Genomic DNA, 12,841 nt, shown 5'->3' with positions numbered 1-12,841 from the left:
TCAGGAGGAAAGCGGCGGGTTGAGGGCCAGGATCACTGCCGAGAGCAGCGCCAGCATGGTGGCCGCCCCGACAGCCCACGGGAACAACTCGGTATCATCGACCACGGTCAGCGACTTGGCCTCCGTTTTTTCGAGGCGGTCGATGGTCTTGAAGTCGTTTTTCAGCTTCGTGAAGGTCTGTGCGTAGTAGTGTTCGCCGCCGGTCATCTCCGCGATTTTCTGGAGGGTGGGCAGGTCGAATTCCTGGCGTGGGAAGCGTTGGACGTTGCCCGCCACGCGGCCCTCCTTGGTGCCGATGGCCACGGTGTAGATCTTGATACCGAGGGTCTTGGCGTGTTCGGCGGCCTCCAGCGGCGCGATTTTGCCGGAGTTGTTCGCACCGTCCGTCACCAGGATGATTACCTTGCTCTTCGCGTCGCGGGCATCCAGCCGCAGCGCGGAAGCGGCGAGGGCCGAGCCGATCGCGGTGCCTTGCTCGGTCACCGTGCCGGGTTCCGGGCTGTTCGGCCCGCCGAGGCTGAGCTTGGCCAAGCCATTGAGAAGCCACTGGTGGTCGAGCGTGATCGGGCTGACCTTGTAGGGCTTGCCGGCGAATACCACCAGGCCCATGCGGTCGTCCGGACGGCCGGAAATGAAATCCTTCACCACCGACTTCGCGGCATCGATGCGCTGCAAGGGGGTGCCGTCCTCCTTGATGAAGTCATCGATCTCCATCGACAGCGAGAGGTCGAAGGCGATGACAATGTCGATGCCGCTGGCACTGCGGCTCTGATACTCGTTCCGCCACACCGGCCGGGCCAGGGCCACGATGGCCGCGGCGAGGGCGATCCAGGCGAGCGGGAGGCCGATGTTCCAAGCTCCCTGGCGGACCTTCGAACCCAGGGCGGCGAGCACCGGCACGTTCGGGAAGGAAATCGCCGCCGAGGCACCGCGGCCACGCCGCAGCACGAGCAGCAGCAGGCACGGCAGCAGGAGCAGCAGCCACTGCCATTGGGCGAATCGGAAATGTTCGAGCAGGTTGGTCATGCCGCCAGCGCGCGGTTGAGGGTTTCGAGCAGCGTGCGGGAGGACTCGATCACGGGAGCACCTTCTCCGGCCCGGGTTTCCTTGCCGTATTTCAAGGACGCGAGATGGCCGAAGCCCGCCACGGTTTGCTCGCGGGTTTCCGGGGACAAGCTCGCGAGCACGTCATGCCGACCCACGAATTCCTCGTGGGTTTCGTAAAGCGAGGGATCCCTCGCCACCACCGCCAGGTAGCGGCGCAGGATGAAGGAGGAGAGGGTGGCCGCCTCGCGGCTGCCGGTCGGGCGGGCCTCGTCCAGCGATCGCAGGGCATCGCGGTAGGCGCGCTTGCGGATGGAGATTTCGTCGAGCGGCTTCTTCTTGCGGAACACCAGCACGAAGATCGCTACCAGCAACAGCAGCGCGGTGCCGGCCAGGGCGATCTGCCATGGTGGAATGCCGGTGCCCCCGGAGGGCAGCAGCTTTTCCGGAGAGGGCGGGGGACGGAGCTCGAATGACGGTTTCGCGTCCATGGTCAGGCCGTGCGTTTGCGGCTGCGCTTCTTCAAGAGCTTGTGGAGGGCGGGCAGGGAGTCGGTCCGCGTGTCCAGCTCGGCCACGTCGATGCCGTGCTTCTTGAACACCGCGGAGACCTGCTCGCGTTGGCGGCGGGTCAGCTCGGCGTATTCCCGGCGCACCCGTTCGCTGTTGGTGTTCACCTGAAGGCCGAGCCCGGTTTCCGGATCAATCATCACCACGCGGCCCGCCTTCGGCAGTTCGGATTCGAGCGGATCGGACACCCGCAGTGCCAGCGTCTCATGCTTGCGCGCCAGCTTGCCGAGCGGCTTTTCGATCGGGTCGTCCTGGAAATCGGAAATCATGAACACCAGCGACTTCCGACGTAGGGTCCGCACCAGGAAATCGCAGGCTTCGGCCACCGAGGTGCCGGGTTGCGCCGGCCGGGCGATCAGGATCTCACGCACCAGCCGCAGCAGGTGGCGGGTGCCCTTGCCCGGTGGCACGAACAGGATCGGTTCCTTCGCGAACACCAGCAGCCCGACCTTGTCGCCGTTCTGCAAGGCGCTGAATCCGAGGATCGCCGCGGCTTCCGCCGCCAACTCGCGCTTGCTCAGGCCCACGCTGCCGTAGTCCGCCGATCCGGAGACATCGACCGCCAGCACCAGTGCCAGCTCGCGCTCCTCGCGGAACTTGCGGATGAACGGCTGGTTCATCCGCGCGGTCACGTTCCAGTCGATGAAGCGCACCTCGTCGCCGTGCTGGTACTCACGGAAGTCGTCGAAATCGAGCCCCTGTCCCTTGAAGGACGAGTGGTATTCGCCGGAGAACGATTCGCGCACGAGCCTGCGGGCCTTCAGCTCGAGCTTCCGCACGCGCGACATCATTTCCTCGATCTGGGCGTCCGTCAGCATGTCCTGTCTGTCTGGATTCTGGACTCCGGAAAGCGGGGTTTTGCTCAGGGCACCGGCACCTTCGAGATGATCCGGTCGAGGATCGAATCGGTGGTCGTTTCCTCCGCCTCGGCCTCGTAGCTGAGGAGGATGCGGTGGCGCAGGACGTCGTGGACCATGTCCTTCACATCCTGCGGCGTCACGAACGCGCGGCCCTGCATGAAGGCGCGGGCGCGGGCGGTGAGCGCGAGGTTGATCGTGCCGCGCGGCGAGGCGCCGGCGCGGATCAGGTTCTTCAGCGGCGCGTCCACCGTGAGCGGGAAGCGGGTGGCGTGGATGATCTGGACGATGTACTCGCGCACCGAGGAATCGATGTAGACGCGGTTCACCAGCGAGCGGGAGGTGCCGACCTGCTCCGGGGTGGCCACCGACTTCGTCTGATAGGTCGGCGCCGAGGTCGCCATGCGGTCGAGGATGGTCAGCTCCTCGTCCTTCGTCGGGTAGCCCACGGTGACCTTCAGCAGGAAGCGGTCGAGCTGCGCTTCCGGGAGCTGGTAGGTGCCCTCCTGGTCGATCGGGTTCTGGGTGGCCAGCACCAGGAACGGCTCGGGGAGCTTGTAGGTGCGGTCGCCCAGCGTGACCTGGCGTTCCTGCATGGCTTCCAGCAGGGCGGACTGGACCTTGGCGGGGGAACGGTTGATTTCGTCCGCCAGGATCAGGTTGTTGAAAATCGGGCCCAGCTTCGGGGCGAAGGTCGCCTCTTGCGGGTTGTAGACCATGGTACCCAGCAGGTCCGCCGGCAGGAGGTCCGGGGTGAACTGGAAGCGGGCGAAGCTGGCGTGCAGCGAGCCGGACAGGGCCTTGACCGCCAAGGTCTTCGCTAGGCCGGGAACACCTTCCAGCAGGATGTGGCCGTTGCAAAGGAGGCCGATCAGCAGGCGGTCCACCAGGCGGTCCTGCCCGACGAGCACGCGGGCCATTTCATCTTTCACGGCGTGGAGCCAGCCGCTGGTCGCGGCGATCTGATCCTGCAATTCTTCGGTCGTCATCGGATGATAGGCTGAGCTTGGCAATGCTGTTCGGTGCACAGGAACCGGCAAGGAGATTTCCCAACCCCATAGCGTTTCACAGGCCCCGGCTCGTTTCAAGAACGCGCGGGAAATCGCGAAGTTGCGCGCGGAAGGCGTCTTTTCGCCGGATGCCGCCGGAAAATACGCAGGAGCGACGAACAAAAGGGGGCGGCGTCGTCCTGAGGAGGGCCCGCAAATCTTCCGCGATCGCCACATGATCCGGTTTGCCGGTTGGCCCTGTCCCTGCTTTGTTAGATAGGTCATGTCCCGCCGACCTGTTATCTATCAGCTTTTCGTCCGCCTTTTCGGCAACACCCGTCCCACCGTGCCCGGGGGCACCCTCGACCAGAACGGTTGCGGGAAGTTCAACGACATCGACGATGCCGCTCTCGCGAACCTCGCCGCCACCGGTTTCACCCACGTCTGGCTCACCGGCGTGCTCGAGCAGGCCTCCGGCACTTCCTATCCGGACCGCCCGGCCGATGATCCGGCGATCCTCAAGGGCATCGCGGGCAGCCCCTACGCCATCCGCGATTACTTCGATGTCTGCCCGGACTACGCCGTCGATCCCACCAAGCGTCTCGATGAATTCAAGACCCTGCTGGCGCGGTGTGCCCGCCACGGCCTGAAGCCGGTCATCGACTTCGTGCCGAACCACGTGGCCCGCACCTACGCCTCGGACGTTCGCCCGGAGCTTACCTTCGGGGCGGGGGACGACACCTCGGTGTTCTTCGCCACCGACAACCACTTCTTCTACCTGCGCCCCACCGATCCCGGCGGCGGCCCGCCGCTGCGCCTGCCGGTGGCCGACGGCTTGTTCGAGCCGGAGCGTTTCGTGGGCAAGGTGACGGGTAACAATCTCATCTCCTGGGCACCCTCGATCAACGACTGGTATGAGACGGTGAAACTCAACTACGGTCATGACTTCACCACCGGCCGCAACACCTCGCACCTGCCGGGCATCGACGCGCCGATCGACCAGGTGCCGAAGACCTGGCGCACCATGGACGCGATCCTGTCCCATTGGCAGGAATTCGGCGTCAGCGGGTTTCGCACCGACATGTCCCACATGATCCCGTTGGAATTCTGGCGTTGGGCGGTGAAACGCTGCCGCGAGCGCGATCCGGATGTCTTCTTCTTCGGCGAGGCCTACGACAGCGATCCGATGAAGCTCACCGACTCGGACGTCCTGCAAGGGCTGCTCGATGCCGGGTTCGACGCCATCTACGACCACCCGCCCTACAAGGTGCTCAAGGGGATCTACGACGGCTCGAATTGGGCGAACGATCTCAACCCGCTGCCCTTCGAAACCCACTTCCACCATTCCGTCCGCTATGCGGAGAACCACGACGAGGTCCGCCTCGCCAGTTTCCTCCACTGGGGCGGGCTCGGCCTGCCGGTCGGGAAGCCGGTGTCCGCCATCCTGCTCGGCATGAGCCGCGGTCCGATCATGATGTACAACGGCCAGGAGGTCGGGGAACAGGCGACCGAGCGCATGGGCTTCGGCGGTGGCGACGGACGCACCAGCATCTTCGACTACGGCAGTATGCCGGAGGTGGTGAAGATGCGCCAAGGCGGGCTCGCCCCGTCCCAGATCGATCTCCGCCAGTGGTATGCGGATCTGCTCGGGCTGGTCGGTGAACCGGCTTTCACCGCCGGTGACTTCTACGGCTTGAATTTCGCCAATGGCGACAACCCGAACTTCGGCCGCGTCGGCAACGAGTCCTACAGCGGTCACTGGTTGTTCGCGTTCCTGCGCCACGATGCGGCCAGCGGCCAGGCCTTCCTGGTGATCACGAACCTCAATGGCCGCGAGACGCTGCGGAACGTCCATGTCCGCATTCCCTATGATGCCCTCCACGGGCTCGGCCGGGACCAAGACGCGTCCATCCATTTCTCCGAGCGGCTGTCCCATCCACTGGAGATCGATGCCTTCACCCAGAGCCTGCCGGGTCTTGGTCTGCCGGTGGGGGATCTCGCCCCGTTCGAGGTCCGCATCCTGGCGTTCTAACAGCATTTAGAAGGGCGGGTCTGGCGGGTATCTGCTAGACCCGCTTGTGCAGATTTTGGGAGAGGGCCGGTTTTGATCCGGATGCAGGTGGCGTGCAATTTCGCAGCGCACTGCATCGGTATCCATGAAGTCTCGTTTTCTCCCCCTGTGTGTGGTCATGTGCCTTTCCCTCGAAGCCCGGGCCGCCGATGGCACCTGGACCACCTTGACCTCGGGGGGCTTGTGGAGCGATACGGCGAACTGGTCGGGCGGGACAGTGGCGGATGGTTCGGGTTCCACCGCCAACTTCAACACGCTGAACATCACCGCGGACAACACCGTCCACCTCGATGGCGCGCGGACGCTCACCAACCTGATCTTCGGGGACACCACCACCTCGTCCGCCGGCAGCTGGATTCTCGATAACAATGGCAACGCGGCCAACATCCTGACGCTGGCCGGGACCACGCCGACCATCACCGTCAATGCTCTGGGCACCGGCAAGTCCGCCACCATCAGCGCGGTGATCGACGGCACCACCGGCTTCACGAAGGTCGGGACCGGCACCCTCGTGTTGTCCGGAGTCAACACCTACACCGGATCCACGATCATCGGAAACTCCACGACGGCGGGCGGAACCTTGCAGCTCACGGTCAACGACGCCATCGCCCAATCGTCCGGCGTGTCGTTTAGCGGTCCGGCGGCCACCGGCGGCACGCTCGGCACCTTGGCCATTGGTTCCACCAGCCAGACGATCAAAAGCCTTTCCGTTTCATACGGGCCGAGCGCGGGCCAGACGTCCGCGGCCCTGATCACGGGAACGGGCACCTTGACGGTGGATGGCGCGTCCGACCTCGTGGTCACCCATAATGGCGGCGGGAGCCAAGGCACGACCAGCGATGCCATTTCGCACCTCGACATGTCGGGGCTGACGAATTTCGAGTACAAGGGTTCCACCAACAAGGTGAGGGTGGATGGAGGTGCCACGGCCAACAACCGCGGGGCCCGCATGACGTTGGGTGCCAATGCCAAGTTCACCGCCAGCAGCTTTGAGATCCAGAACGTGGGCGCGCCCAGCGGCGACGCCCGTCTCAGCGAGGTGCTCCTTGGCAACAATACCACCATCAATGCCAACACAATCACGATCCTCGGTGGGAACAGCAAGGACAGCGCCAATCTCAAGTTCCGCACCGGCTTGGCCACCGGCCCCACGCTGAAGATCCGCGGCACCGGTGGCACCGACTCCGACCGGGCCAACATCAACATCGCCACCGGTGCGAACGGCACCAACAGCGGCACGGGCACGGGCAGCATGGATCTCTACACCGGTGCCACCACCAGTGTGTTGGACGCGATGGTCGGGACCTTGCAGGTGGGAAGCCGCACCGCTGGCAGCAGCACCCATTCCGCCACCTTCAGCATGGGCGGCGGCACGCTGGACGCAACGGCGATCAATCTCGGGAACATCTCCGGCGGCACCGGGCTGAATTCCACCTTCTCCGTCACCGGCGGCACCGTGAAGGTGGGCACGCTCACCATGGGGACGCAGAGCGCGGGGACCTTGGCCGCCACCTTCAACCTGAACGGCGGCGCCATTCTCGCCGCGCAGACCATCCAGAACGGTAGCGGCACCGCCACCCGCACGTTCAATTGGAACGATGGCACGATCAAAAACTACGACGCGTCCACCAATCTCTCCGTCAGCAGCGCGCTGAAGCTCGCGGCCACCGGCACCCACGCCTTCGACATCGGGACGGGGCGCGCCGGCACGGTGTCCGGTGTCATCAGCGAGGCTGCGGCGGGGGCCTCGCTCACCAAGACCGGCTCGGGGCTGCTGACGCTTTCCGGTGCGAACTCCCATTCCGGCACCACCACGGTTTCGGGCGGCACGCTCGCGCTTTCGGGTTCCGGCACGCTGGGGGCTTCCACCGTCGGGGTGTCGGTTTCCGGCAGCTCCTCCATCCTCGATCTCGGTGGCACCTTGCAAACGGTGGGCGCGGTCACCCTCGGCGGCGGAACGATCCAGAACGGCACGCTCACCGGTTCCTCTTACACCTCCACTGGAGGCACGATTTCCGCCAGCCTCGGTGGCTCCGGGAATTTCTCGCAGGCGTCCGGCACCACCACCCTGGGCGGGATCAACAGCTACACCGGCACGACCACCATTTCCGGGGGCAACTTCGTGGTGAATGGCAGCCTCGGCAACACGACCACCACCATCCAGAACGGCGCGGCTCTCGGGGGCAGCGGCACCATCGGCGGGGCCACCACCATCCAGAGCGGCGGCACCCTGGCCCCCGGCAACTCGCCGGGCATCATCACCTTTTCCAACAGCCTCGCCCTCCAGGCCGGATCGAACCTCGACTGGCAGTTCAGCGGCGACACCCTCGCGACCCGTGGCACGGACTACGACGGCGTGGACGTCACCGGCGGCACCCTGACGCTGGAAACCGGCGCGATCCTCAATCTGCTCGCCTCCGGCACCGATTACACGGCATCCGTCTGGGACGCGAACCGCAGTTTCAAGGTGGTGAACGTGGGCGGCACCGGTAGCTACGATGGTTCTGGTAATTTCACCCTCGTCACCACCGGCGCGGGTGATTTCGCCGCCGAGGGATCGTGGGGACTCAGCTACGATACCACCGGCGTGACCCTGAACTGGACCGCGGTTCCCGAGCCCTGCACCGCCGTCCTCGGTGGTCTCGGATTGCTCGTGATCCTGCGCCGCCGCCGCTGAGGGATCACTCGAGGACCATCATCACCGGCCGGTGATCGGAGGCGTCGTCGCAGGCGGGTTCGTCCACCACGCGCGATGCCTTCACATCGACCTCGGGTTTGAGCGTCTTGCTCACCAGGATCCAATCGAAGCGGGAATAGATGTCCTCGTAGTCCCAATGCTGGGTCCAGGCCTCGCCGTGGTGGTCCTTGAGTGCCAGCGGCACCAGCGAATCGGCGCGGTTGCCGGAGCCTTGGATCGTTTTCACCACGGCGCTGGCCTTGGTGTCGTTGAGATCGCCGTAGACCACCAGCCGGGTCTCCGGTTGGCCTGCGAGAATCCCCTCGATGTGATCGCGCAGCAGATGCGCCTCGCTTGCCCGCATCTGTTCCTGGTCGCCGTCCTGCACGTCGCGCTTGGATTTCAGATGCACGCCGAGGAAGCGGTAGTCCTTGCCGTTCACCCTTACGGTGGCGTCGAGAATGCCGCGCTGCATGCCGTGGGTGCGGCCATTGAGGAGGTAAGTGGTCTTTTCCGCCTTCGCGGTGGCGGTGATCGGAAACCGGGACAGCAACGCCAGCCGCCGGGCCGGATCGATTCCGCCGGTGTGGTGGACATGCGGCAGGTCGCAGCCCGCTGCCTTCAAGCGGGCTTGGAGGTCGGAAAGGTCCGCGGCCTCGCCGATTTCACACACGCCGAGGATGTCCGGCTTCACCGCGGCCAGCACGGCCACCACCGCTTGCTTCGCCTTCTCGGGCTTGGTGCCGCCGGAGGTGGCCGGGTTTCCGGAGTAGCGGCTGCGGTCGAGCCAGTTCTCGACATTGTAGGACACGAACCGCAGCGGCCCCGTGGCGGTGGCGTCCGCCGCTTGGGCTGGAACCCGGGCGGGGGGCGTGGCCACCGGGGCGGGTTCCGTCGCGCCCGCCGCGCTCCAGTCCGGCGTGCCTGTGGCTTTCCGTTCACACCCGCCGGAAACCAGGCACAGGGCGGATAACAAAAACGCCCCGAGGAACCCCGGAGCGTTGATGTGGTGGAAAACCTTGCGGGACATCCGATCAGGCGTCGGTCGCGTCCTTCTTGTATTCGCCTTCTTGGCGGGGCTCCTTGTTCGGAGCTTCCTTCACGCGGGCGCTTTCATCCGCGGAGCGGGTGATCTCGCGCTCGAAATCGTCGCGGGCCTTCTTGAATTCGCCCATGCTCTTGCCGATGCCGCGGGCCAGCTCCGGAAGCTTCTTCGCCCCGAAGAGGAGAAGGATGACGATGAAGATCAGAATCAGTTCAGGTGTGCCGAGCGGTCCCATGATGGTTTGAGGTCGGGAAGAAACGTAGTGGCGGGGGGCGGACTTGCAATGGATTTATGGTCCCGTCGCATGACCGCCGTCGATGAGGGACCGTCGCGGAATTCCGGTTTTGTTCAGCGAAAAAGGAATCGGCGTCTTTTTCGATTACGATTTTCCGCCATTTCCGGCAAATCCGGCCTGTGTCGCTGCCTGTTTTCGAAATCGAAGCCGCCCTTCGCTCCGCCGTCTCCGTGCCGGACCGCGCCCGGCTTCTGCTGAAGGCCCCCACCGGTTCCGGCAAGTCCACCGCCGTGCCCGGGATGATCGCGGACGCCGGGATCCCCGGGAAGATCGTGGTGATCGAGCCCCGCCGGATGGCCGCCCGCCTGCTGGCGGGCTGGGTGGCGAAGCTCCGCGGCACGCCGCTCGGGGCCGGGGTGGGCTATTCCGTCCGCTTCGACAGCCGTTACGGCCGCGACACGAAGATCGTCTACGTCACCGACGGCGTGTTCCAGCGCTGGCTCCAGGACGATCCGCTGCTCTCGGATGTCGGCGCGGTGGTGTTCGATGAATTCCACGAACGCCGTCTGGCGGTGGATGTGGCGCTGGCCCGCTGTCTGGACCTCCAGGACGGCCGCCGCCCGGATCTCAAGGTGTTGGTGATGTCCGCCACCCTCGAAACCGCCGGGTTGGCCGATTACCTCGCGCCTGCGGAGACGCTGGAAGCCGGTGGCCGCACTTTTCCAGTGGAGATTCTTTACCGGCCGGAGCGTGCGCCGCAGCACGATCGCCGGGGCGGCCCGCCGCGCGAAACGCCGGTGTGGGAGCGCATGGCCGCCGTCTGCCGGGAGGCGATGGCGATGCCCGATCCGGGGAACGTCCTGATGTTCCTGGCGGGCACCCACGAGATTCGGAAGACCATCGAGGCGCTCCAGAACAGTTCGTTCACCCGTGGATGGGACGTTTTCCCGCTCTACAGCAGCCTGCCGCCCGCCGCCCAGGAGGCCGCCATCGCGCCGGGGCCACGGCCGAAGATCATCGTCGCCACCAATGTTGCGGAAACCTCGCTGACCATCGATGGCGTCCGCACCGTGATCGATTCCGGGCTGGCCCGGGTTGCCTCGTTCGATCCCCGCCGCGGGATCGACACCCTCCACATCAAGAAGATCTCCCGTGCCTCCGCCGAACAGCGGGCGGGTCGCGCGGGCCGCACCGCGCCGGGCCGCTGCCTGCGGCTGTGGAGCGAGGCCGAGCATGCGCGCCGCGAGGCCTTCGAGGCGGCCGAGGTCCGGCGTGTCGATCTCGGCGAGTGCGTCCTGCTGCTGAAGGCGGCGGGCGTTCCGGAGATCCGGGACTTCCGCTGGCTGGATGCCCCCGCCGAGGAGGCGCTGCAGCGGGCCGAACATCTGCTCCACGACCTCGGGGCGCTCGATGTCCACGGAGTGCTCACGGACGAAGGCCGGAAAATGGCCGCCCTGCCGCTGGAGCCGCGCTTTTCCCGGCTCATGCTGGCGGGCACCGAGCAGGGCTGCGTCGCTGAAACCGCCTTCATCGCCGCGGCGGTGCAGGGGGAGGGGATTTTCGCCAGTCGACCGGGCAGCGCGGGCCGGAAGGATTTCATCTTCGCCGAGGATGGCAGCGATTTCGCCGGTGAGTGGCGCGCCTTCGAGTCCGCCGAGGCGATGAACTTCGATCCCCAGCGTTGTGGTCAACTCGGCATCCATGGCCGCGGCGCCCGCGAGGTGGCCCAGGGTTTCGATCGCCTCGCCGCCCTCGCCAAGCGCGCGGGCTGGGAGTGGAACGCGATCGATTTCCGCGGCAACCGCGAGCGCGTCGCGAAAGCGATGCTGGCCTCGTTCAGCGACCGCCTCGGCATCCGGCTGGGGCAGGGAACGCTCGCCTGCAAGATGGTCGGCGGCCGCAAGGGCAAGCTCGACGACGATTCCTGCGCCCGCCATTCGCCCGCCTTCGTGGCGGCGGAGATCACCGAGGTGGAGGCCCGCGAGATCATCGTCCATCTCCGTCGTGCCACTGGCATCGACCCGGAATGGCTGCGCGAACTGTTTCCGGAGGACTTCTCCCTCACCGATGGCGCGGCGTATGACGAAACCCGCCGCCGGGTGGTGTCGCGGAAGGAAACCAAGTTCCGTGACCTGGTGATCGAGGCGAAGGAGAGCGATCATCATGTGAACCTCGATGCCGCGGCGGAGATTCTCGCCGCCCGCGTCTTGTCCGGCGAATTGATCCTAAAAAACTGGGACGCTCAGGTGGAGCAATGGACCGCCCGCCTGTCCGGCCTCGGCAAGTGGATGCCGGAGCTCGAGATGCCCGGCTGGGGCGATGAAGACCGCGCCGCCGCGATCGCTCAGATCTGTCACGGCGCGGTGGCTTACAAGGACATCAAGGAGCGTTCCGTTTGGCCGGTGCTCCGCGAGTGGCTGAGCGGCACGCAGCGCGCGGCGCTCGATTCCTACGCACCGGAGCGCATCAATCTGGCCAGCGGCCAGTCCGCGAAGATCACCTACGAGCCGGGGAAGGACCCGTGGATCTCGGTGAAGGCCCAGCACCTTTTCGGAGTGTGGGAAACCCCGACCATCGCCGCGGGGCGGGTGCCGCTGGTGGTGCACATCCTCACGCCGGGCCAAAAGCCGTGGCAGATGACGAAGGACCTGAAGAGCTTCTGGGCGGGCGGCTACGCGCAGATGAAGAAGGAGGTGGCGGGCCGCTATCCGCGCCATCCCTGGCCGGATGACCCGAAGGCTTGGCTGGCTTCCGGCGGCAAGAAGTGAAACCCTGCGCTTCCCGATCCCATGCCACGCATTCTTTTCCTGCTCGCCGCCCTCCTGATCGCCGGCGCCATCCTGGCCCGCGGCTGGTATGGCAAACGGATCCTCATCGGCTACGGCGGCCGCCGCGGTCGCGTGAATGTCGAGGTCTGGCGCGGGGTTTTCGGCGAGGAGCCGAAGGCCCTTCCGGCCGAGGCCACGGCGGAAGAGCATGGCCGTGCGCTCCGCGAGGCTGCCCTGGAACGCTGGCATCGCGACGACCCGCCCGCGGCCCGTGCCCGCGAGGCGGCCCGTCGTTTCGGTCTCGGCGTGCCGCCGTTCACGCTCGTCGCGGTGGTGTTCGCGGTGATGGTCGCGAAGCTGGCGATTTTCACGGGATTGGCCGTGGTGATGGCCGCCACCGCGCTAGCCACGATGTTCGGCCTGGTGTCGATCGGTTCCGAACTGAAGGCGGTGGCGGTGGCCTGCCGCATCGCGCGCGAGCGTCACCTGTTTCCGCGCCGCGAGGACGAGGATGCGGTCATCGCCTGCGCCGAGGCCGAGGTCTGGATGCAGGCCCTGCCGCCGATCCTACGGTGGGTGTCGTAGG

At 66.0% G+C, this 12,841-nt stretch carries 10 protein-coding genes; 4 read left to right on the top strand and 6 right to left on the bottom strand.

The features are described 5' to 3' along the window. The 4 genes from llg_RS22440 to llg_RS22425 are packed head-to-tail and all read right to left on the bottom strand — an operon-like array spanning nt 1 to nt 3,459. Nucleotides 1–1,026 (bottom strand): VWA domain-containing protein, encoded by a 1,026-nt coding sequence (locus tag llg_RS22440; RefSeq protein WP_338287319.1) that lies wholly within the window; start codon nt 1,024–1,026, stop codon nt 1–3. Continuing rightward, nucleotides 1,023–1,535 (bottom strand): LPXTG cell wall anchor domain-containing protein, encoded by a 513-nt coding sequence (locus llg_RS22435; RefSeq protein WP_338287318.1) that lies wholly within the window; start codon nt 1,533–1,535, stop codon nt 1,023–1,025. Before llg_RS22435 ends, llg_RS22440 begins: the two co-directional genes overlap by 4 nt. 2 nt (nt 1,536–1,537) lie before the next feature. Beyond that, entirely contained in the window at nt 1,538–2,431 is an 894-nt protein-coding gene (locus llg_RS22430; RefSeq protein ID WP_338287317.1) for a DUF58 domain-containing protein, read from the bottom strand. 44 nt (nt 2,432–2,475) lie between these two features. After that, the gene (locus tag llg_RS22425) at nt 2,476–3,459 is read right to left on the bottom strand and encodes a MoxR family ATPase (protein WP_338287316.1); all 984 of its coding nucleotides are present in this window, start codon (nt 3,457–3,459) and stop codon (nt 2,476–2,478) included. A 283-nt stretch (nt 3,460–3,742) separates the two neighbouring features. Between llg_RS22425 and llg_RS22420 the strand changes: the two genes are divergently transcribed. Next, entirely contained in the window at nt 3,743–5,491 is a 1,749-nt protein-coding gene (locus tag llg_RS22420) for an alpha-amylase family glycosyl hydrolase (protein WP_338287315.1), read from the top strand. Between the two features lie 157 nt (nt 5,492–5,648). Continuing rightward, the gene (locus tag llg_RS22415; RefSeq protein ID WP_338287313.1) at nt 5,649–8,207 is read left to right on the top strand and encodes an autotransporter-associated beta strand repeat-containing protein; all 2,559 of its coding nucleotides are present in this window, start codon (nt 5,649–5,651) and stop codon (nt 8,205–8,207) included. Nucleotides 8,208–8,211: 4 nt separating this feature from the next. Here the strand turns inward: llg_RS22415 and llg_RS22410 are convergent, their stop codons facing one another. Together llg_RS22410 and llg_RS22405 are read right to left on the bottom strand one after the other, a co-directional pair. Further along, nucleotides 8,212–9,237, bottom strand: coding sequence for an endonuclease/exonuclease/phosphatase family protein (locus llg_RS22410; RefSeq protein WP_338287312.1), 1,026 nt, complete (start codon nt 9,235–9,237; stop codon nt 8,212–8,214). 4 nt (nt 9,238–9,241) lie between these two features. Further along, nucleotides 9,242–9,487, bottom strand: coding sequence for a twin-arginine translocase TatA/TatE family subunit (locus llg_RS22405; RefSeq protein ID WP_338287311.1), 246 nt, complete (start codon nt 9,485–9,487; stop codon nt 9,242–9,244). A gap of 179 nt (nt 9,488–9,666) precedes the next feature. Here llg_RS22405 and hrpB point away from each other — a divergent pair, with 179 nt between their 5' ends. After that, nucleotides 9,667–12,255 carry an ATP-dependent helicase HrpB gene (gene hrpB, locus llg_RS22400; RefSeq protein ID WP_338287310.1) on the top strand — a complete coding sequence of 863 codons (2,589 nt, stop codon included), beginning with the start codon at nt 9,667–9,669 and terminating at the stop codon, nt 12,253–12,255. Between the two features lie 21 nt (nt 12,256–12,276). Next, entirely contained in the window at nt 12,277–12,840 is a 564-nt protein-coding gene (locus llg_RS22395) for a hypothetical protein (RefSeq protein WP_338287308.1), read from the top strand. Nucleotide 12,841 lies beyond the last annotated feature (1 nt).

It is taken from the genome of Luteolibacter sp. LG18 (genome assembly GCF_036322585.1).
In the GTDB taxonomy this organism is placed as follows: Bacteria; Verrucomicrobiota; Verrucomicrobiia; order Verrucomicrobiales; family Akkermansiaceae; genus Luteolibacter.
The sequence above is the reverse complement of the archived record's forward strand: the minus strand, read 5'-3'. Positions and strand labels throughout refer to the sequence as shown.

What these genes read in the sequence shown, in the direction of transcription:
- llg_RS22440 (WP_338287319.1), bottom strand. Translation starts at nt 1,026, where the DNA reads ATGACCAACCTGCTCGAACATTTCCGATTCGCCCAATGGCAGTGGCTG.
- llg_RS22435 (WP_338287318.1), bottom strand. Translation starts at nt 1,535, where the DNA reads ATGGACGCGAAACCGTCATTCGAGCTCCGTCCCCCGCCCTCTCCGGAA.
- llg_RS22430 (WP_338287317.1), bottom strand. Translation starts at nt 2,431, where the DNA reads ATGCTGACGGACGCCCAGATCGAGGAAATGATGTCGCGCGTGCGGAAG.
- llg_RS22425 (WP_338287316.1), bottom strand. Translation starts at nt 3,459, where the DNA reads ATGACGACCGAAGAATTGCAGGATCAGATCGCCGCGACCAGCGGCTGG.
- llg_RS22420 (WP_338287315.1), top strand. Translation starts at nt 3,743, where the DNA reads ATGTCCCGCCGACCTGTTATCTATCAGCTTTTCGTCCGCCTTTTCGGC.
- llg_RS22415 (WP_338287313.1), top strand. Translation starts at nt 5,649, where the DNA reads ATGTGCCTTTCCCTCGAAGCCCGGGCCGCCGATGGCACCTGGACCACC.
- llg_RS22410 (WP_338287312.1), bottom strand. Translation starts at nt 9,237, where the DNA reads ATGTCCCGCAAGGTTTTCCACCACATCAACGCTCCGGGGTTCCTCGGG.
- llg_RS22405 (WP_338287311.1), bottom strand. Translation starts at nt 9,487, where the DNA reads ATGGGACCGCTCGGCACACCTGAACTGATTCTGATCTTCATCGTCATC.
- llg_RS22395 (WP_338287308.1), top strand. Translation starts at nt 12,277, where the DNA reads ATGCCACGCATTCTTTTCCTGCTCGCCGCCCTCCTGATCGCCGGCGCC.